The sequence below is a fragment of the Undibacterium umbellatum genome (genome assembly GCF_014284125.1).
Taxonomy (GTDB): domain Bacteria; phylum Pseudomonadota; class Gammaproteobacteria; order Burkholderiales; family Burkholderiaceae_D; genus Undibacterium; species Undibacterium umbellatum.
The window spans coordinates 153,506-169,834 of sequence record NZ_JACOFX010000004.1; the positions used below are offsets into that span (position 1 = coordinate 153,506).

22 protein-coding genes are annotated in these 16,329 nt (G+C 50.6%); 15 read left to right on the top strand and 7 right to left on the bottom strand.

Going from position 1 to position 16,329, the window contains the following annotated elements; all coding sequences use genetic code 11:
* Nucleotides 1–155: 155 nt before the first annotated feature.
* The 6 genes from H8L47_RS10720 to H8L47_RS29415 form a co-directional block, all read right to left on the bottom strand.
* Nucleotides 156–587 (bottom strand): hypothetical protein, encoded by a 432-nt coding sequence (locus H8L47_RS10720; protein ID WP_186953589.1) that lies wholly within the window; start codon nt 585–587, stop codon nt 156–158.
* Between the two features lie 178 nt (nt 588–765).
* Nucleotides 766–2,310: a hypothetical protein gene (locus H8L47_RS10725; RefSeq protein ID WP_186953590.1), complete on the bottom strand. Its 1,545-nt coding sequence runs from the start codon at nt 2,308–2,310 to the stop codon at nt 766–768.
* A gap of 223 nt (nt 2,311–2,533) precedes the next feature.
* A complete protein-coding gene (locus H8L47_RS10730; RefSeq protein WP_186953591.1) occupies nt 2,534–2,959 on the bottom strand; it encodes a hypothetical protein in 426 nt (141 codons plus the stop codon).
* A gap of 78 nt (nt 2,960–3,037) precedes the next feature.
* Nucleotides 3,038–3,826: an ATP-binding protein gene (locus H8L47_RS10735; RefSeq protein ID WP_230413685.1), complete on the bottom strand. Its 789-nt coding sequence runs from the start codon at nt 3,824–3,826 to the stop codon at nt 3,038–3,040.
* Nucleotides 3,813–4,661, bottom strand: coding sequence for a hypothetical protein (locus tag H8L47_RS10740; protein WP_186953592.1), 849 nt, complete (start codon nt 4,659–4,661; stop codon nt 3,813–3,815). Before H8L47_RS10740 ends, H8L47_RS10735 begins: the two co-directional genes overlap by 14 nt.
* Before the next feature lie 135 nt (nt 4,662–4,796).
* The gene (locus H8L47_RS29415; protein ID WP_222616494.1) at nt 4,797–5,177 is read right to left on the bottom strand and encodes a hypothetical protein; all 381 of its coding nucleotides are present in this window, start codon (nt 5,175–5,177) and stop codon (nt 4,797–4,799) included.
* A gap of 475 nt (nt 5,178–5,652) precedes the next feature.
* Between H8L47_RS29415 and H8L47_RS10745 the strand changes: the two genes are divergently transcribed.
* From H8L47_RS10745 to H8L47_RS10800, 13 genes are all read left to right on the top strand, one after another.
* A complete protein-coding gene (locus H8L47_RS10745; RefSeq protein ID WP_186953593.1) occupies nt 5,653–6,345 on the top strand; it encodes a LexA family transcriptional regulator in 693 nt (230 codons plus the stop codon).
* Nucleotides 6,346–6,562: 217 nt separating this feature from the next.
* Complete coding sequence (locus tag H8L47_RS10750; protein WP_186953594.1) at nt 6,563–7,129, top strand: GNAT family N-acetyltransferase; 567 nt, start codon at nt 6,563–6,565, stop codon at nt 7,127–7,129.
* A gap of 76 nt (nt 7,130–7,205) precedes the next feature.
* Entirely contained in the window at nt 7,206–7,628 is a 423-nt protein-coding gene (locus H8L47_RS10755; RefSeq protein WP_186953595.1) for an SRPBCC domain-containing protein, read from the top strand.
* Between the two features lie 306 nt (nt 7,629–7,934).
* Nucleotides 7,935–8,150 carry a hypothetical protein gene (locus H8L47_RS10760; RefSeq protein WP_186953596.1) on the top strand — a complete coding sequence of 72 codons (216 nt, stop codon included), beginning with the start codon at nt 7,935–7,937 and terminating at the stop codon, nt 8,148–8,150.
* Nucleotides 8,151–8,845: 695 nt separating this feature from the next.
* Nucleotides 8,846–9,121 (top strand): hypothetical protein, encoded by a 276-nt coding sequence (locus H8L47_RS10765; RefSeq protein ID WP_186953597.1) that lies wholly within the window; start codon nt 8,846–8,848, stop codon nt 9,119–9,121.
* Entirely contained in the window at nt 9,118–9,432 is a 315-nt protein-coding gene (locus tag H8L47_RS10770; protein WP_186953598.1) for a hypothetical protein, read from the top strand. Before H8L47_RS10765 ends, H8L47_RS10770 begins: the two co-directional genes overlap by 4 nt.
* Nucleotides 9,429–9,557 (top strand): hypothetical protein, encoded by a 129-nt coding sequence (locus H8L47_RS30065; RefSeq protein ID WP_268978053.1) that lies wholly within the window; start codon nt 9,429–9,431, stop codon nt 9,555–9,557. The genes H8L47_RS10770 and H8L47_RS30065 overlap by 4 nt, the downstream gene beginning before the upstream one ends.
* Before the next feature lie 31 nt (nt 9,558–9,588).
* Nucleotides 9,589–10,023 carry a single-stranded DNA-binding protein gene (ssb, locus tag H8L47_RS10775; protein WP_186953599.1) on the top strand — a complete coding sequence of 145 codons (435 nt, stop codon included), beginning with the start codon at nt 9,589–9,591 and terminating at the stop codon, nt 10,021–10,023.
* Between the two features lie 85 nt (nt 10,024–10,108).
* Nucleotides 10,109–10,450 (top strand): hypothetical protein, encoded by a 342-nt coding sequence (locus tag H8L47_RS10780; protein WP_186953600.1) that lies wholly within the window; start codon nt 10,109–10,111, stop codon nt 10,448–10,450.
* Nucleotides 10,447–10,824, top strand: coding sequence for a hypothetical protein (locus H8L47_RS10785; protein ID WP_186953601.1), 378 nt, complete (start codon nt 10,447–10,449; stop codon nt 10,822–10,824). The genes H8L47_RS10780 and H8L47_RS10785 overlap by 4 nt, the downstream gene beginning before the upstream one ends.
* Before the next feature lie 34 nt (nt 10,825–10,858).
* The gene (locus tag H8L47_RS10790) at nt 10,859–12,697 is read left to right on the top strand and encodes a hypothetical protein (protein ID WP_186953602.1); all 1,839 of its coding nucleotides are present in this window, start codon (nt 10,859–10,861) and stop codon (nt 12,695–12,697) included.
* A complete protein-coding gene (locus tag H8L47_RS10795; protein ID WP_186953603.1) occupies nt 12,697–12,993 on the top strand; it encodes a hypothetical protein in 297 nt (98 codons plus the stop codon). Before H8L47_RS10790 ends, H8L47_RS10795 begins: the two co-directional genes overlap by 1 nt.
* Before the next feature lie 183 nt (nt 12,994–13,176).
* A complete protein-coding gene (locus H8L47_RS10800; RefSeq protein WP_186953604.1) occupies nt 13,177–13,572 on the top strand; it encodes a hypothetical protein in 396 nt (131 codons plus the stop codon).
* Between the two features lie 179 nt (nt 13,573–13,751).
* On the opposite strand, the gene H8L47_RS10805 is transcribed toward H8L47_RS10800, so the two are convergent.
* Complete coding sequence (locus tag H8L47_RS10805) at nt 13,752–14,141, bottom strand: hypothetical protein (RefSeq protein ID WP_186953605.1); 390 nt, start codon at nt 14,139–14,141, stop codon at nt 13,752–13,754.
* A 210-nt stretch (nt 14,142–14,351) separates the two neighbouring features.
* On the opposite strand from H8L47_RS10805, the gene H8L47_RS10810 reads away from it, so the two are divergent.
* Nucleotides 14,352–14,897, top strand: a complete 546-nt coding sequence (locus H8L47_RS10810) for an NUDIX hydrolase (protein WP_186953606.1) — start codon at nt 14,352–14,354, stop codon at nt 14,895–14,897.
* Nucleotides 14,898–15,076: 179 nt separating this feature from the next.
* On the top strand, nt 15,077–16,123 hold the full coding sequence (locus H8L47_RS10815) for a WD40/YVTN/BNR-like repeat-containing protein (RefSeq protein WP_186953607.1): 1,047 nt from the start codon (nt 15,077–15,079) through the stop codon (nt 16,121–16,123).
* Nucleotides 16,124–16,329 lie beyond the last annotated feature (206 nt).

Consider the following 16,329-nt stretch of genomic DNA (forward strand, 5'->3'; position numbering starts at 1 on the left):
CAGTATTTTCTTGAGTCCTTTGGTTATTGATGGCACTGCATGCGTACGATTGCGCTATGCTAATCGTACCTGCCCGGGTTAATTGTATCTACGCAGGCTACTCTCAATTCCTGCTCCCTTGAACGAGATCCGATATAACACCAAATTTTTTTTGCTTATGTGATCCACTCAGCTTCAATCACGATGAAGTCTGGCGATGTCTCGAAGCTTGGGGACCAGTCATCTTCAGGAAAAGCACCAAGATAAATAAGAAAATTGCCGTCTTCACGGATCGACAAATACTGAACTTTTGCATTAAGCAAGCGATATTCGGGGTGTTTTTCTCTCCATTCATCCGTGGGGGCATCAGGCAAATTGGATGAGCTAATGATTCCGGGCAGCCGTGCAATCAACTCTGCAAATGTGTCCATTTGCGCCTGGATGGGTTCGGTTCCCATTGCATTTAACGAGACGGAGTAATCAATCCCATGTACAGGTGCCTTTGCAACCCAGTCATTATGCTTAACACGGTACATGTACTGACCAACAAGCGGGTGATTGATCCATTCCGGTTCTTTCGCTTGCTGTACTTGATTTTGCTCGTTCATTTATTTCTCCAGAATAATCTATCATTGCGCAATCTATATACTTCTTCAGGTCAGGCTCTCTGATACAAATATTCTACTTGATATATTGGTTCAAAGCGTTGACGCACGCAACACCCTGTGCACGTCAACACTAATGAGAAAATAAAAAATAGTTACAAATTGACGATGCAGGGCATTCCTATTTTTGCGGAGGTACAACTCCCAAATCCTCATCGCGATAACCAACCCCGAAATAGCGATTCACAGAACCACAATTCCGGCAGGCTGCCCTGATCTTGCCGGTCGGATCATGTATCTGTGCTGCCCCCATGAAACCCGATGGTTGATTATTATTGTTCAACATCTGTGAAAAAATCTGGGGTTCTGCACAGGTGCCGGGATATCCTGCAGTTTCTGGATTTAAATTGTTTTTGTTGATCATGTTTTGCACGAAAGCGTTTTCTATTGAAGGAATCTCTAATGCTTTTCGAGGTCTCTTGCTATATCCAAGCCTCACTCTACCTACTCTGTCAATATTGGCGCTTACCATTCCTTCTTCCGCGATGTCCCGCGCTTTTTTTGCCGCCAGTTGTGCCAAACTTTCTGCATTAGTCTGGTTAGGAAACATCCTGAATTCATCGAGTCTGCTTGTCCAGTCAGATGGTAAGCTACCTATCGGAAAGGGGCGCTTTTCTTTGATTGCTGCTTCTGACATGATGCGGCTTTCAGGCTGCATGCCATCGCGGATTGCATTCGTTCTGCCATAGAAACCCGGGTACTCATCAAAAAATGTCGCTCTGCGAGAAGGGGGAACAAAGCTGTCTCCCCTTGGTCGTTGACTAGTAGTAGCGTTTCGTTGAGACGTCCCTGCCCTTGCCCCTGCAATATCAAGCCCTATGGCGCCAAATTGATTTGCAGATTCGACTTGTTCTTCATTTCCGCCAAACAGGCGGGTATAAAAGCCGGGAGCATTGAAAATAGGGCCAAGCAAAGCGAGTTCGAGATTGTTCTTTGCTCTCAACCGTGCCGCATAGTCGATCCTGTCCAGTTCCATGCGTTCATTCGGCCGCCCGGTATGTAGCATTCGTAAAGAATCGGGCAACCTTGATTGATCGGGAGTTTCGAACTTTCTCAACTGTGGCAGTTCATCGGTCAACTCTTGCCAGTAGTAATAGCCCGGCGGTGGCGGTGACCATTTTGTGAAAACTTTTTCTTTACCTGCACCTGGTCCAAAAATGGTGACCTCTTCTGTCAACGGTGCCATTTGAGGCTTGTTGTAGGGTATTGCCCAGCCCATGGCGCCGGTATCGCGGTCTGTAAAACTTGGCGGCCCTTGCTTCGCAATGATCCCGGGCAAGGAATCATACATATCGCCAGGATCGCTTTGGCCTGGCGTGGCACGAGGAAGTAAACTTTGCCTCTTTGTGTAGGTTTGCGGGCTGCCGCCATAGAAATGTTCATCTGCAGCAGCTAGCCTGATGTCCGACTCTGCTGGCGAGAAGCGGCTGCCCATGTCAGCAGAAAGCGGTAGACGGTAGCGGTCTTCATCACGACCACCTCTGCTGACGATCGTATTGGACTTCAAGCGGGGAATGCTGGGGTCAAGATCTGAGAGTTGCAGTTCGTCTGCCAGGTCTTTACCGTAAACTGGCGCATTGAAATTATCGTAGCCGTCAAACTCATCAAAATCGGGAATGCGGTAGTACAGGCCGTCGCGGCCTCGTATGCTGCTGATGTTTGGCATGGTTGTTCCTTATGTGCTATTGAATGGGAGGTATAGGCTGGTTGCCCTGTTGCGCGTGGCAATTGCTCAGTACAGAGTGCGCCGTGCGTACCGGGCGTTGATTTGGATATTTGAAAAATTGGCTGGAAATGCTGCGGGCGGTACGAAGTGGTGCGGGGTGGTGTGTTAGAGCGCACCCTGCACGATGCGCAATGTGCAGGGTGCGCGGCTGATTGTGCCGGGCTTACAAAACCAGCTTGCGTTCTTCGACCAGGTATTGCAGTTCGTCCAGCGCATTGATAAAGGCTTCTTGCGGGTCGAGCTTGGGGTATTTCCAGAAGTTCATCAGGCCCAGGTGTTTGCAGATGGCCCAGTAGGTCCAGGGTTGTTCGAGGCGCAGGTCGTTGATGAGGGCATCGATTTCCTTGACCTTTTTATCCCTTTCCAAATCCCAGACAGCATGGCAATCGTCGCTGGCGACGCAATAATTGCTGAGGGCATTTTTGCCGATGATGCCGCCACCGATGCCGGTGTCGCGGGCGATTTCTGCGTGGTTGTTGTTCATCCACATGGCCCATTGGTCCAGCCAATAGGTCAAGAGGTCTTTTTGCTCTTTTTGTGGATCATTGCTTTTGGTAACTGTGTGTGCAAAATTCTGACGTGCGTTCATGCTTGCTCCTTGTTGTGCATGGGCTGTAGAGGTGTTGCTTGCGTATTTTTTTTAAACTCTAAGGCTTTAAGATCTATATCAAACCACCCGCCGATACGATTCCCAATCAAACACCAGGGCCTTGCCGCCGCCTTCGCGTAGTCTGTCCATGGCGCGGGTGCCGATGTAGCGTTCGAGTTCTGGCAGGCCCAGGTTGCTGATGAGGATGCTGGGTTTCATGACTTCGTAACGACCGTTGATGATGTCGAACAGCAGCATTTTTTCTGTCTCGCTGCCAAACTGCACGCCGACTTCGTCGAGTATCAATAAATCTGGTTCTACAAATTCCTGTATCAGTGCCGCTTCGGTGTAAGGGCTGTCGCGGCGGTAGCTTTCTTTGATGCGGCGTACTGCTTTCAACACTGAGCTCATCACGGCCTGTTTGCCTGCCTCCATGATGTGTCTGGCAATACCCACGGCCAGATGGGTTTTACCTGTGCCCACGCTGCCGCAAAAGATCAGGCTGCGACCTGTTTTAAGGACTGCATCAAACTCTTGCGCATAGCTTTGGCAAGTGCGCAATGCCTGCTCTGCGGCGGTGCAGGTAGGGCGATAATTTTGCAGATTGCGTTCTGCAAAGCGTGCCGGTATGGCAGCACGACCCAGACGTTTTTGCCACAGTGCGGCTTGTTGCGCTTGCCGTTGTTGCTGCATGCTGGCATGGCGTTGTTTCGCGTCGCTGGCTTGTTGGCATTGCTCGCAACCAGACCAGATGCCGGGCTTGTGCGAGTAGGCGGTGTAGCCACCGTGCTGCTGGCAATGCCTTTGCTCGCTGCAGAGCTGCATACCACCGACGCGGACAAAACTGCTGCTGTCAGAATGAGCCATCCTGGGCTATCCCCTGTGTGTAGTTGGTGTTGGCAAACCCTGTGTGCTTGCTGCTGGCAGGTGGCGCGTGATCGGCAGGCATGCTCCAGTCGGCCTTGTAGTGCTCGTAGGGACCAAAGAAGGTGGCTGCATGCTTGACGAATTTGGGTGACTGCCCGCTGGCGACGATGTAGGCGGCATAGCGCCTGACACCATCGACCATGAGTGCTGCATCGACACCATCTCGCCGTCGCGCCAGCCAGGCTTGCCATGCTTCTTTTTTGCTGGCACCGGGTCGGCGTGGATAGGCTTTCCAGGCGGCTTCGAATTCGGCGGGGCATTCGTCGAATTTGCCTGATTTTTTTGGCTTGGCAAGCTTTGATTCCTCACCATCGATTTCCTGACAGGGCGAAGTCATGCCAGGTTTTATAAGATTACAGGAATCAGTAATCAGATTATATGAATCAGCCGGAGCAGCATCCGTTAACTCTGGTGCAGGGTTGTTAGCTTGCACAGTACTTGCACTGTGCTGACCTGGTGCTGGCAGGGCACTGGGTGGTTCATTCCTGTGCGGATGCTGATGGGATTTGAACTTGCAGATCTGAATATAGCCTACGCCGTCCACCACATAACGCTCGATAAAGCCATGTTTGGCTAATGAGTTCAGCAGGCCATCGATATCGCAATCGTCATAAGACATGATCTCGCTTCGGATTCTTTTATGGCGATCTTCCAGTCGGCCCTCTCTGTCAGCCATAGTCCACAAACCAGCAAACAGCAAGCGGCCAAGAGGAGGGATTTCAGCCAGCAAGTCATTTTTAAAAAAGCTATGCTTGATATTTCTTGCGCGGGGCATGTAAAAAATTCCTTTTAATACTGATTGAATCTGACCACACAGGGCATGCAGGTTGCACCGGACCTCGCCAGACTACGAGGCAACAGTCCAACACTTCGCTTTCTCTGTGGCTCGGTGGTGGATGGTCTCTTTTTGCTACCCACCACGACACAATTTGCAATACGTATACACAGGCTGATTCTGCGCATTGCAAAACTGCCGTATTGACCGCATTTGTCCGCGCCCGTGACGGCAGCGCGGGCCTTTGCATAAGCGGCGTGGGGTGATGGTGTGGGTGGGAGAAATCACCCGGTTGTCCAGATGCTGCCAGTCGGTGGTTGCGGGTGACTGGCTCAGCATAGGCAGCTCCTGGTTGGTATTGCTGATGGATTTTTTCCACAGGCGTACCCGATCAGGCGTGCGCGTGCGGACACCTGACGCTGGATGTCTTTTTGTATTGTCATGTTGTCGTAGTGTGGCTGCGTGGGCAGCTTTAATAATGGTGCGGTTAGGTAGAACCGGAAGACCTATCAACACAGAAAGGGCAATGAGCTATTGCAAGAACCATTGTCACGTGACGTGTACATGACTCCCGCCCCTTCTAGGGGAGGAGCCTGGGCTCGGTTCTTAATATCTCGTTCCTCTGTGTAGAGAGGTCTTCATCGTCAAATTTATATGCCCCCTGCATGCAGGGCCTCGGTCGTCAGAAAGACGACAAAATAATCAGCCGGGTAGCAAAAACACAGGCGGCTGATGGTGACCAGGGAATCCTGGTGGAGTAAGTAGATGGTTAAACAGTATTCGCGCGGTAACAGATCAAGGCAGGCGAACGGCTTTATGTTTAAGGTTGTAGGATATGTGGATTGATACCTTCGCTTCATTGTCGGATGCATACCGGATTAAAGTAAGCGAGCTCTTCCCCACAAGTTCAATTATATACATTTTCGTATTACCATCCAAGTTTTTTTCACTAATTCTTGGCATTTTTAATGCGATAACGCATAATGCAGCCATGGACGCGAAAACTAATATCAAATACCTTATGGATAAGTCGGGCATGAACCCGACTTCGTTGGCAACTGCCCTGGAAAAAATGTTCCCTGATGAAGTCCGGGTGCCGCAGGCGACGATCTTTCGTATCGTCGAGGGCATTACCAAGGACCCGCGCACTTCGTCGCTGGCGCCAATTGCCAAGTTCTTTAATGTCAGCCTGTCAGATTTGCGCAGCAAGGATTTGCGCGGCTATGAATCCAGCCAGCCTGCCGCTGTAATTGATGAGAGCATCGGCATTGCCGCTATTAATTACTATTCAGCCAAAGGCTCCTGTGGTGGTGGCGCGCATAATGAAGACGCCGAGCCCAAGGGCCAGCTCATTAAAGAGGTCGGCTTTTTCAAGAAATATGGCGTCAAGGCAGAAAACCTGGCCGCCATCTATGCCGACGGCAGTTCGATGGCAGACTTTATCGTCGATGGCGATATGGTCATCATCGACCAGACCAAGACCGAACCGCAAAGCGGCAAGATCTTTGCCATCCAGCACCCTGACGGCCTGCGCATCAAGCAATTGCGCCGCGAAATCGACGGCACCTGGGTGCTGGAAAGCCGCAACCCGGACAAGCGCACTTATCCCGATGAGCGCATCACGCCTGAGAATGTGGGCTTGCTGAAGATTATCGGACGCTTTGTATACAGGCAAGGTGGTTGATGCGGCTTGAAAGTGCTGTCTATATAAGTACAGCGATGGTCACCGCAGTTTCATGTTCATTTGCTATGATAGGTAATGTTGAAGCCCATGATTACTAACCAACTCAAATAGGGCTTACGCAAAATTGTCCCAGCAAGGCGTCGCGACGAAGACAGTACTCTAGTACGGCTAGGAGCGACAACGCAGCTGGGGCGGTTTTGCGTATGCCCCGACACATATGCAAACTACGCTGTCCTACGCACTCCACACCCCGCGCCTGATCGTGCGCATGATAGAAGAAAGCGATCTGCCTGACTTGTACCAGGTGTTTTCTGACGAGGCCGTCACCCGCTTTTTGCCCTATATCACCTGGACCGACACCCTCGCTGCCCATAGCTGGTACCAGCGCGTCAAGGAGATGGCGGCGCAGGCGGCGGCCATGCAATGCGTGATCGTCGATAAGGAAAGCAACAAGGTCATCGGCGCTTGTCTGCTGTTTCGTTTTGATACCGAGTGTGAGCGTTGTGAACTGGGCTATGCCTTGGCGCAGCCCTACTGGCGCGGCGGCTACATGGCCGAAGCCCTGCGCGCCCTGCTGACCCATGCCTTTGGCGAGATGGCTATCAACCGCGTGGAAGCAGAAGTTGATCCGCGCAACCCCGCCTCTGCCCAGCTCTTGCGCAAACTGGGTTTTACCCAGGAGGGCTTGCTGCGCCAGCGCTGGAAATTTAAAGGTGAGATCAAGGATACCTGGATGTTTGGCCTGCTGCGCGATGAATGGCAGGCAGCGAAAGGGGCTAACTGATACTGGCCTCGGCCTTACTGGCATACCATCGCCAAACCGATTCAAGACTTGTCCCACCACACCAAGGAAGACACTCATGACTACCTTTGCCACCTCACGCGACATCCCCGCCAGCCCAGAGCAAGTCTTCGCCGCCATCAGCGACCCGCAACGCCTGGCGCGCTGGTGGGGCCCTGCCGGTTTTACCAATAGTTTCAGCATTTGCGAATTCAAGCCCGGCGGCTACTGGTCTTTTGTCATGCACGGGCCTAACGATAAAAACTATCTCAACGAAAGCCAGTTTGCCGAGATAGAGGCACCCAGCCTGGTGGTCGTGCAGCACATTTCCGAACCCAGGTTTCGCCTGACGATTTCGCTGGCTTCGTCAGCGACGGGCACCCTGGTGTCATGGTCACAGGTTTTTGAAGATGCTGACATTGCCAGCCAGGTTGAGCATATCGTGGTGCCAGCGAATGAGCAGAATCTGGATAGGTTGACGGCGGAGGTGGTGGGTGGGTAAAGACTGCTCTGTATTAATTTCGAATAAAGGCTTATATTGCATTGCAAGCTTGCATAATATATTTCTGAAAGAATCCCCATCATTCCAAGGTCATTGAAGCCCCCCCCCGGTAAGGTAAACCCCAAAATTAAAGATTGTCTTTTGGGGTTTTTTTACGTCCTTTATATCCATTCCTGCACTTTCCACGTTTACATATAACCAACAATTCCATACGAAATCATACTTTTTAATACAATTTCGTATTGACAAGGATTATACGGAAGCGTATAGTTCTATACATGGTCAGACAAACAAAGAAAGCGACAAATGAGCACGCAAACTTATTTTGGATTACCCAAAACCTATTACGCCCAACCAGCCACTGCATCGACGGCGGTACTCATCAACGGGCAAAACCTGATCGACGCCTTTGCTGAATGCAGTATGGAACAATGCAACAAAATGGCCAGCATGCTGGACCAGGGGCGGTATGAAAACTTTGGCAGGATGATGGCCAAGGTGATGCTGGACTGGCAGCAATAAGTCTTGAACTGAAATTTGTGCGCTGAAATCTGAACACTGAATTTTCAACACAGCATTGTCAGCATTTATTCAACATTGAAACGCGCTGCAACTAATCGCATCGCACACGCAAAAGTAGACGCTGGTGAAATTGGGTCGCGGCTAATTTCACGTTCGCCGGAGTAGCGTCCGGCACCTTGTCTGCGCTGGCCTTGCACCTTCTGCTGCCGCGCTCACACGCGGCGGGCAAGGCCAGCGCATCACATTGTCATCCGTTTTTTCCAGCACCCAGCCAGCCGCAATGGCCAGCTATAGCAGCACCGCAGCGACAACAGCGTTGCACACCAAAGCATCACCCCATCTGAGTAGAACTCATTTCATAAATAGGGTGAGATGCGTTTGCCTCATAACGTGGGCTGGCAAGGCGGACGAGGCAGTCAATAGCGGTGCTATTGATAACGAGTCGAATTGTCAGCACCTGCAGTCCAGCACGCGTTATGAGGCAAACCCTTCGGGAACTAACGATTTGGGCGCATTGCAGCGTTGCGCCCTTTGCTAAGGCAGGAGCCTTAGCTGCAGGTCACGCCTTGCACTGCATCCCAAATCGTCTTGTTCGCACTCACCCTATTTATGAAATGAGTTCTAGATTGATTAACACGAGAACGAGTGCGTTTTTTCGCTGTGTATGCGCTCGCCTGAATTTTGTGAGGACTAGCATGAAAACATCCCTGACAGACTGGCTGATCACTGCACTGGCGTATATCGTCATCTGTGCCGTGCTGAGCATGATGAGCAATGAAGAAGACCATCCGGGCAATGCAGATCAGCCTGAACAACAGGCGGCACCTGCCAGCCAGGCGGCCACATTACACGCCTCGGTGAGCGCGCAGCTGGCCCAGACAAGCAACAAACCACAAGCTGAGAACAAGGCACTGCGCCAACTGGCGCAAGAAGCAGAACGCATGACCGGCTTTGGCGCGAGTGTGCAATGAAACATAGCCGCCAGTTACGTGCCGTGGGCAATGCCCTCTTCGATGCGCGCAGCAGCCAGTGCATGGCGATTGCCTACGGCTGGCAGGCCGAAGCGCATTACGATGCCAGCGGCAATATCTGCAACCCGGATGCCCTGCAACCATCTGACGAAGCCATCGCCAATGCCCGCGTGTGGGCCATGGCACCAGAGCTGCTCGACAGGGCACAAGCCCTGGCCGCCAGGCTGCGGCAGGATAGTCAGTGGTTTGCCGCGCCGGAAGCACAAGCCCTGCGTCAACTTTGCCAATCATTAGAGAAAGCCACAACATGAACGATACACACGCCCTCATCAATCACCTGCACATGCGCCTGCGCATCATGTGTGCTGTCTACCGCATGATCAGAAACCTGGGCTATAGCCGTCTGGCGGCATGCAAAACGGCACTGCAACACTGAACGATTTTTTTACTGCAAGGCGACAACATCAATGGCAACTGTCAATAAAGTTATCCTCGTCGGCAACCTGGGCCGCGACCCGGAAACCCGCTATGCCCCCAATGGCGAAGCCGTCAGCAATATCACCATCGCCACCACCGACAACTGGAAAGACAGAACCAGCGGTGAGCGCAAGGAACGCATAGAGTGGCACCGCGTCAGCTTCTTTGGCCGTCTGGCAGAAGTGGTGGGCATGCACCTCAGGAAAGGTGCCAGCGTCTACATCGAAGGCAGCCTGCGCACCCGCAAGTACCAGGACAAGGATGGTCAGGACAAATTCATCACAGAAGTGCGTGGCGACACCATGCAGATGTTAAGCAAACCTGGCACGCCAGCAGGTAGTGCCGATGGCCTGCCAGCAAGAACACCACAGCCAGCCAGAACGCCTGAAACCTGGGACAACATGGATGATGACTTGCCGTTTTGAATGCCAGAAAACACAGGATATTTAAAAAAATGTAGTCCTCTCCCCTGCCAGGGGAAGCAATTAACAACCGCCGAAAGGAAACAACATGAGAAACGACATCGCCGTACGCTATGCCCAGGTGGCGCAAATCCTGAGTGACAAATTCCTGTTCATTGAAGACATCATGCGCGAGCTGCGTACCTCGGAGAATTATGCGCGCAAACTGATTAGTGACCTGTGCTTCTCAGGCCATGTCGTACAACGCGCCACGCCCACGCCCCGTGGCCGCAGCAAACTGCAATTTGGCTGGCACAGCGGCAAACCCGCTCCCACCATGTACACCCGCCAGATCAAACCCGACACAGACAAAATCCGTCGCACTGATCCGCTCATGATAGCCCTGTATGGTGAAGCAGGATGCAGGCAGGCCGGCAGGGCAGCAGCATGACTGAGCAAACCTGTGGCCCCTTGCGCGTATCGTGCCAGCTCTTGCCCTGGAGCCGCAACATCGACCTGCGCCTGGCACGCCGCCACGCAGGCAAGCTGCACACCGCACTGCCCCTGCACTTTGCTGAAGTACCAGAAGGCCAGCCCGGCGCACCTGCACTGACGATGCCATATGAAGATGCCCAGCAACTCATGGATGAACTCTGGCACTGCGGCTTGCGCCCCACTGGCAATGCAGGCATATCAGGGAGTGCCAGCAATACCAGCAGCAGTACCGGCAACATCAGCAGCAGCGCCGCGCTGGCCGCCACAGAACGCCATTTAAAAGACATGCGCGACATGGCATTTTGCCTGCTTGGTGCATACAAGGTCTAAGACCAAAATACCATCGCTACAAGACAGGAGCATCATGGCAATCAAACGCATCATAGGCCAGGACGGCCTGCCCTACCTCATCAACTCGCCAGATGAGACAGGCGACGAACAATACGCTGACTGGTCTGCCCCCGGCTTGCTACCCGCGAGCTATTCAGGCCAGCCTGACGCCCAAGACCACATCCGGATGATGCCCTTCTCGGACATCCACAATTACGAAGACGAACAACTGCCTGCGCGCCTGTACGCCAGACTGCCAGCGCAGAATTCCAGCCTCCTGCCACTCGATACGGCCAGCAGCAGCGACTATATGCCCAGCCCGGTGCCGGTCAAAGGTTTGTTATTGCGTGCCATGGCGGCCAATGATGAATCAGGCGCGAGTGTGCCTGCTGCGCAGACGGACGACCTGGATAGATGGTCGTACAATCCCATGCATGAGCGTGAGGAAGACGCATCAGAGGATCAAGCTGTAATGCGCGGGAAAATGGGGCTGTTGAACAGGTTTTCTTATCCGGATTCAAGGGACCGAGATTCAAATGTAAATGACTCTAATGAGCCGCAAGATGACTCTCCGGAGAATCATAAGTCACGCTATCAAAATAATTTCATGAATATCTATTTTAAAAATGATCAGCTAGCCAATGGCGATGGAAAAACCAGATTATTTAAAGATGAATCATGGCAACAAGCGACGTATCGCCCATCCATCAATATGAAACATGCTATTACATCTGATATTGATGCTTGGTCCAACCAGGCTATGGGTTTTGGCGAAAGCCCAAACTCACCAACTAGTGCGATACGACTCGTTACTGCCTCGCAAGCGGATAATATTTCTTCCATAATTGGTAAGAGTGATCCACGAGAAATTGGTAACTTCATGCAAGCCAATACCCTTGACAGCAGTCGAATTCTGGCAGGGAAAACCTACATGATCCCTCAGAATAGCCGCATAAATGGGGATACGCATAAGATCGGCCAAAGAGCATTGGATATAGATAATATCCGTCGACTTTCCTCCGACCGTCCAAACATATCTCAGCAAGATTTATCAACTTCTGAAATCGCGTATCTAAGTAAGATGCTTAATCAAGATATCCTGGGAAACAGAAATTTAATTCCAAAGGACGCACCGTTGATGCGTACTGGCGGGTTACAAACGTCACCTTTTGGAGGCACTCCTCATTATGGTGCTATTGATGTTCGCGGCGGAGACGAAAGCTTACGATCCATCCAAAGAGTTCCAAAAGAGATTCCTACAAACCATTTACAACCTGGTGAAACTATCCAGGGCAATGTGTTCTTTGGTGGAGCGGGAATGGATGGCCCCTATATCCAGGATATGGTCCGTGCGTTTGACCAGCACGGAATAAAATTAACGCCAGCAAACAGGGATACCTGGTCGTATGGAACCTTAATAGATGCAGGGCCTGGCGTGCAAGCGTATCGATATGGTCGACACCCATTTCCTACTCCGCTTGAGAAATTCGATCAAAGTGGAAGCCAGTTCAACCTCATTGGCTACTCCTATGGCTCAGAAGTGGCAACACAAGTCGCCGTAAACTACGCCAGAGCAGGTACAAAAGTAGACAATCTTGTTTTGATCGGATCTCCCATCAGCGATGATTTCCTAAAAACTGTCAAGAACACAAAGAACATTAACAATGTTATCGTATTAGATCTTGAAAAACAGGGCGATCCAATCAAGGCAGGTATACCACTCACATCCTTGGTTGCGGGAGCACCTACCTTAATCAAACAGATGTTGGCAGGTACTGGGGAAGGTCATTTTTATTATGCCCCGGACTCAGATGCAGGTAAGGAAAGAAGAAATGCCCTGGCAGAATATCTATACAAGCAAGGAGTTCGATAATGGCCGTTTGGCAGCAACGAATAAGCATGGTTTTATATTTTTTTTCTTTGAGCATTAACTCTTTTGGAACAGTCTGGCTCGTCTATTATCATTGGAATGTTTGGATGAAAGGTAAATTCTTTTTAAGCTCTTTTAGTGGAATCATTGTGGCTGAATATGTCACTGTGAGCCTTGCATTATGGATCGCTGGAAGGTATCTTTATAAGACAAAGATATTGGATCGTCTTGTTTATGGATTGACAGCCATTCCCTTCTTGATGCTTATTTTCATTCCTGCAAAATTCTATATTGACTAAACACCCATGACAATCGAAGTGAAAACGACGTCAAAATATTAATTCACATTTCTGGTCGCGGTTAGTCACAGCAAGCAGGAAGCAGGAAGCAGGAAGCGTTTTAACGCACCAACTGTAAAGGTAACCCGAGGATGGTAACAATACGGAAATAGGCCAAAACCTGGCCGCCCTTAAAAGTAAGACATGAATTCCATCTTGAAAAAAGTAGCGAGCATACTTTCCTTGATATTCCTTGCCGTGCTTCCGCTGCTTGCCTTTACTTACTTCCTGTTCCATGAGCCGGGAGAAAAGGTGCGCGAAATCTATTCGTATGAAGATCAGAAAAAGAGGGGTGGCCACCATGTCACCATCTCAACTGATGGAACACATAAACATCAATTTACTGATGAGGAAGACCGCTACGTCTTGAATGTTTTCTTTTATAAGCGATTTATCAGCGTAGACATTTCTCTTTTCAACCGGGATGAGGATATCATCTCTTACCTGAAAAAATGCAAGGTCATTGAAACAGATGAAGGTCTTACTTTTTTGCAGCCTAGCGGTTATTCAACATTCATTCCCAGGTCCGAGCTGCCTTGAAATGAATAGCTGCATGCAGGCATGATTAATGCACCGCATTCGTAGATTCTGCACACATATCAAGTCAACAGCGATTAGGGTAAGCGTTGCAATGCACCAACTATGCGGCAAAAACGAGGGCGCTGGCAATGCGAAAGCGGTGCGTCAAAACGCACCCTGCTCGCATCTCAGTCTGGTCCTTACATCACCGCAATCAGGCGCACCCTTACCGCATCTTGTTCGGCAGTTTCGCAGCGTTCTATGCAAATTTGCAGGTCTTCGATGAGGTCTTGATCATCGTCGGCTTCTACCAGGGCTTGTTCCAGTACGCGCAGGGTGGACAGCAGTTCGGTGGGACTGACCCATTTGGCATTGTCGGCCAGCCATTGCTCTGCTTCATCTTCATCCATATCTTCTTCGCTGACATTGAGTTCCATGTCAGAAAAATCGACAAACTCGGTCAGGGCGACGATATCGAGCGTAGCGCATTTCTCATCGAGGGCATCCATGCTGTCATACAGAAAAGCCAGGTCATCCGGCGCAAAATCGTCGGAATCGTTTTCCAGTGTCATCCACAAGACGGTACTCATTGCTGTTGTTCTCCCAGGTAGAGGATATTCAAAAATGCTGCTTTGCCCATTGCGACCCCGCCGTTTGCCTGGCAAGCGGCAGGCAATGTGCCAGTGTATGCCAGATTATCTGGTATAGTAATGACAATAGTGTGACAATCACATGACGCGCCCACGATCGTTTTCACCTGGACGGTACTTCACCCCCACTTCAAGCTCATTTTAGCCCGCATGCAAGCCCAGCTCATCGCTTTATTAAACGCCCATGTCCCTGTTGATGCCACAGAAGCCGCACATCTGCACAAGGCGCTGGATTTTGTCGGCAGCACCGCCGATTGCTGCAGCCGCACCACGCTGGTGGGGCATATCACGGCATCTGCCTGGATACTTTCTGCCGATCGCCAGTCAGCCTTGCTGACGCATCACAAGAAACTCAATCGCTGGTTGCAACTGGGTGGGCATGTGGACGAAGAGGATGCCAGCATACAAGCCGCCGCCATGCGTGAAGCGCGCGAAGAAAGCGGCATCGACGGTTTGCAATTGCTGAGTGCGGCCTTGTTTGATGTGGATGTACACCCCATCCCCGCCAGAGCAAACGAACCAGCACACTTTCATTATGACTTGCGATTTTTATTCCAGGCAGTGAATGACAGTGTGAGCGTCAGCGATGAATCGCATGCACTGGCCTGGGTGGCTTTGAACGCGCTGGCGCAAGACGCAGAGAATGCCTCGGTGAGCCGGATGGCGAGGAAATCTTTGGTCGCTGCGAACGTGTAGGATGCTGGCTGAATCCATTTAATTCATAACACCACTTTGTCATTTTTTGTACTCATGAGCGCAGAAGCGCCAACGATTACCTTAGCGACAACATAACAGGCAACTTCTGGCTTCCATCTCAGTGTGAATTTGCTTTTTTTCCCATTTACTTTGCAGACCAAAAAGGTGCCATGCAGATCATGATGAACTTGCTTCGCGGACTTTTCATTGCAGCAGCATTTGTAGTCGTATCGGCCAATGCGCTGGCAGAGCTGCCAGAAATACCCCGCCATCCACCGTTTCGAGAACTATATCTGGCACGGGATAAGTCCTTGGTGGCGTTGATTGATAATGGCGTGGTCAGAAGTAGTGATCAAGGAAAAACCTGGACCAGAGTTTTTGAAGAAGATCGCCATCGACGAAGCGGGTTCTTCGTACGCCAGAAAAAGCAGTTGCTGCTGGTCATAAGGGGAGGAAACATCTACGCCTCCAAAGATGAAGGGAAAACATGGCGAATGAGAGGCATATCAGCAGACGTAAATTGGTCAAGCTATCTGGGCTACAGAGGAGGAAAATATCTAAACAAGATAGATGACAGAGGTTACATTTTTGTTTGCGACCAAGATAAATTGCATATTTCTGAGAACGGCGGAAAAAGTTGGTCCAGCCAAAAACCATTACCGACTTTACTTGGGCCAACCCAAAGTATTCTGAACATAGCTTTCGATAAAAACAAGGTCTATCTATTGAGTCAGCACGCTTTGATAGTGAGTGAAGACAGGGCCAAGACTTGGAATGTAGTTACTGCTGGCAAATTCCCAGAGATATTTGGCACTGCATTGACTGATCCATTGAGCCACGTATCTTTCGATGCAAGTAGTAATGGTGACCTATTCCTGATAGGTAAAGGCCAAATCTTTGTTAGTAGCGATGGCGGTGTGCACTGGGAATTTCGCGATTTCAATATCCCCGCAAGCCCGTCTGAGATCCTGTTTTCTCGTCGCGATGCAATTTATATTGCAGCAATCAACGAACGTGCCCCCTCGTCGCAGCGATATAAAGTTTTCAGGAGCAAAGATAATAGAACCGCAGTAGAATTTTCTGCTCATCACCCGACACAAGACTTACAGCTCGACAAGCAGGCAAATATCTACATCGTCACCGAAAAAAACATCTACAAGACTATAGACGAAGGTGCTAGCTGGGAGGTAATTAACAACAACCATATCAAATGGTACGAATACTGAGCGGTCTTGATTTTTATCAGCCCAAGACCTCTATGGCCGCCTGGAGACAATTGCTGACCTTGCACATTGCCTGGTGCTATGTTCATTCGCAGACTAAACAAGGCATGTGCACTGTCTTGATCCCCCCATACAAGCCTGGCTGATTTTGACAGTGCGCAAGAAACTTGCGCCATTCGGAAAATAGGCGCGTGCACTGCGGCATTCGC

What these genes read in the sequence shown, in the direction of transcription:
- H8L47_RS10720 (WP_186953589.1), bottom strand. Translation starts at nt 587, where the DNA reads ATGAACGAGCAAAATCAAGTACAGCAAGCGAAAGAACCGGAATGGATC.
- H8L47_RS10725 (WP_186953590.1), bottom strand. Translation starts at nt 2,310, where the DNA reads ATGCCAAACATCAGCAGCATACGAGGCCGCGACGGCCTGTACTACCGC.
- H8L47_RS10730 (WP_186953591.1), bottom strand. Translation starts at nt 2,959, where the DNA reads ATGAACGCACGTCAGAATTTTGCACACACAGTTACCAAAAGCAATGAT.
- H8L47_RS10735 (WP_230413685.1), bottom strand. Translation starts at nt 3,826, where the DNA reads ATGGCTCATTCTGACAGCAGCAGTTTTGTCCGCGTCGGTGGTATGCAG.
- H8L47_RS10740 (WP_186953592.1), bottom strand. Translation starts at nt 4,661, where the DNA reads ATGCCCCGCGCAAGAAATATCAAGCATAGCTTTTTTAAAAATGACTTG.
- H8L47_RS10745 (WP_186953593.1), top strand. Translation starts at nt 5,653, where the DNA reads ATGGACGCGAAAACTAATATCAAATACCTTATGGATAAGTCGGGCATG.
- H8L47_RS10750 (WP_186953594.1), top strand. Translation starts at nt 6,563, where the DNA reads ATGCAAACTACGCTGTCCTACGCACTCCACACCCCGCGCCTGATCGTG.
- H8L47_RS10755 (WP_186953595.1), top strand. Translation starts at nt 7,206, where the DNA reads ATGACTACCTTTGCCACCTCACGCGACATCCCCGCCAGCCCAGAGCAA.
- H8L47_RS10760 (WP_186953596.1), top strand. Translation starts at nt 7,935, where the DNA reads ATGAGCACGCAAACTTATTTTGGATTACCCAAAACCTATTACGCCCAA.
- H8L47_RS10765 (WP_186953597.1), top strand. Translation starts at nt 8,846, where the DNA reads ATGAAAACATCCCTGACAGACTGGCTGATCACTGCACTGGCGTATATC.
- H8L47_RS10770 (WP_186953598.1), top strand. Translation starts at nt 9,118, where the DNA reads ATGAAACATAGCCGCCAGTTACGTGCCGTGGGCAATGCCCTCTTCGAT.
- H8L47_RS30065 (WP_268978053.1), top strand. Translation starts at nt 9,429, where the DNA reads ATGAACGATACACACGCCCTCATCAATCACCTGCACATGCGCCTGCGC.
- ssb (WP_186953599.1), top strand. Translation starts at nt 9,589, where the DNA reads ATGGCAACTGTCAATAAAGTTATCCTCGTCGGCAACCTGGGCCGCGAC.
- H8L47_RS10780 (WP_186953600.1), top strand. Translation starts at nt 10,109, where the DNA reads ATGAGAAACGACATCGCCGTACGCTATGCCCAGGTGGCGCAAATCCTG.
- H8L47_RS10785 (WP_186953601.1), top strand. Translation starts at nt 10,447, where the DNA reads ATGACTGAGCAAACCTGTGGCCCCTTGCGCGTATCGTGCCAGCTCTTG.
- H8L47_RS10790 (WP_186953602.1), top strand. Translation starts at nt 10,859, where the DNA reads ATGGCAATCAAACGCATCATAGGCCAGGACGGCCTGCCCTACCTCATC.
- H8L47_RS10795 (WP_186953603.1), top strand. Translation starts at nt 12,697, where the DNA reads ATGGCCGTTTGGCAGCAACGAATAAGCATGGTTTTATATTTTTTTTCT.
- H8L47_RS10800 (WP_186953604.1), top strand. Translation starts at nt 13,177, where the DNA reads ATGAATTCCATCTTGAAAAAAGTAGCGAGCATACTTTCCTTGATATTC.
- H8L47_RS10805 (WP_186953605.1), bottom strand. Translation starts at nt 14,141, where the DNA reads ATGAGTACCGTCTTGTGGATGACACTGGAAAACGATTCCGACGATTTT.
- H8L47_RS10810 (WP_186953606.1), top strand. Translation starts at nt 14,352, where the DNA reads ATGCAAGCCCAGCTCATCGCTTTATTAAACGCCCATGTCCCTGTTGAT.
- H8L47_RS10815 (WP_186953607.1), top strand. Translation starts at nt 15,077, where the DNA reads ATGATGAACTTGCTTCGCGGACTTTTCATTGCAGCAGCATTTGTAGTC.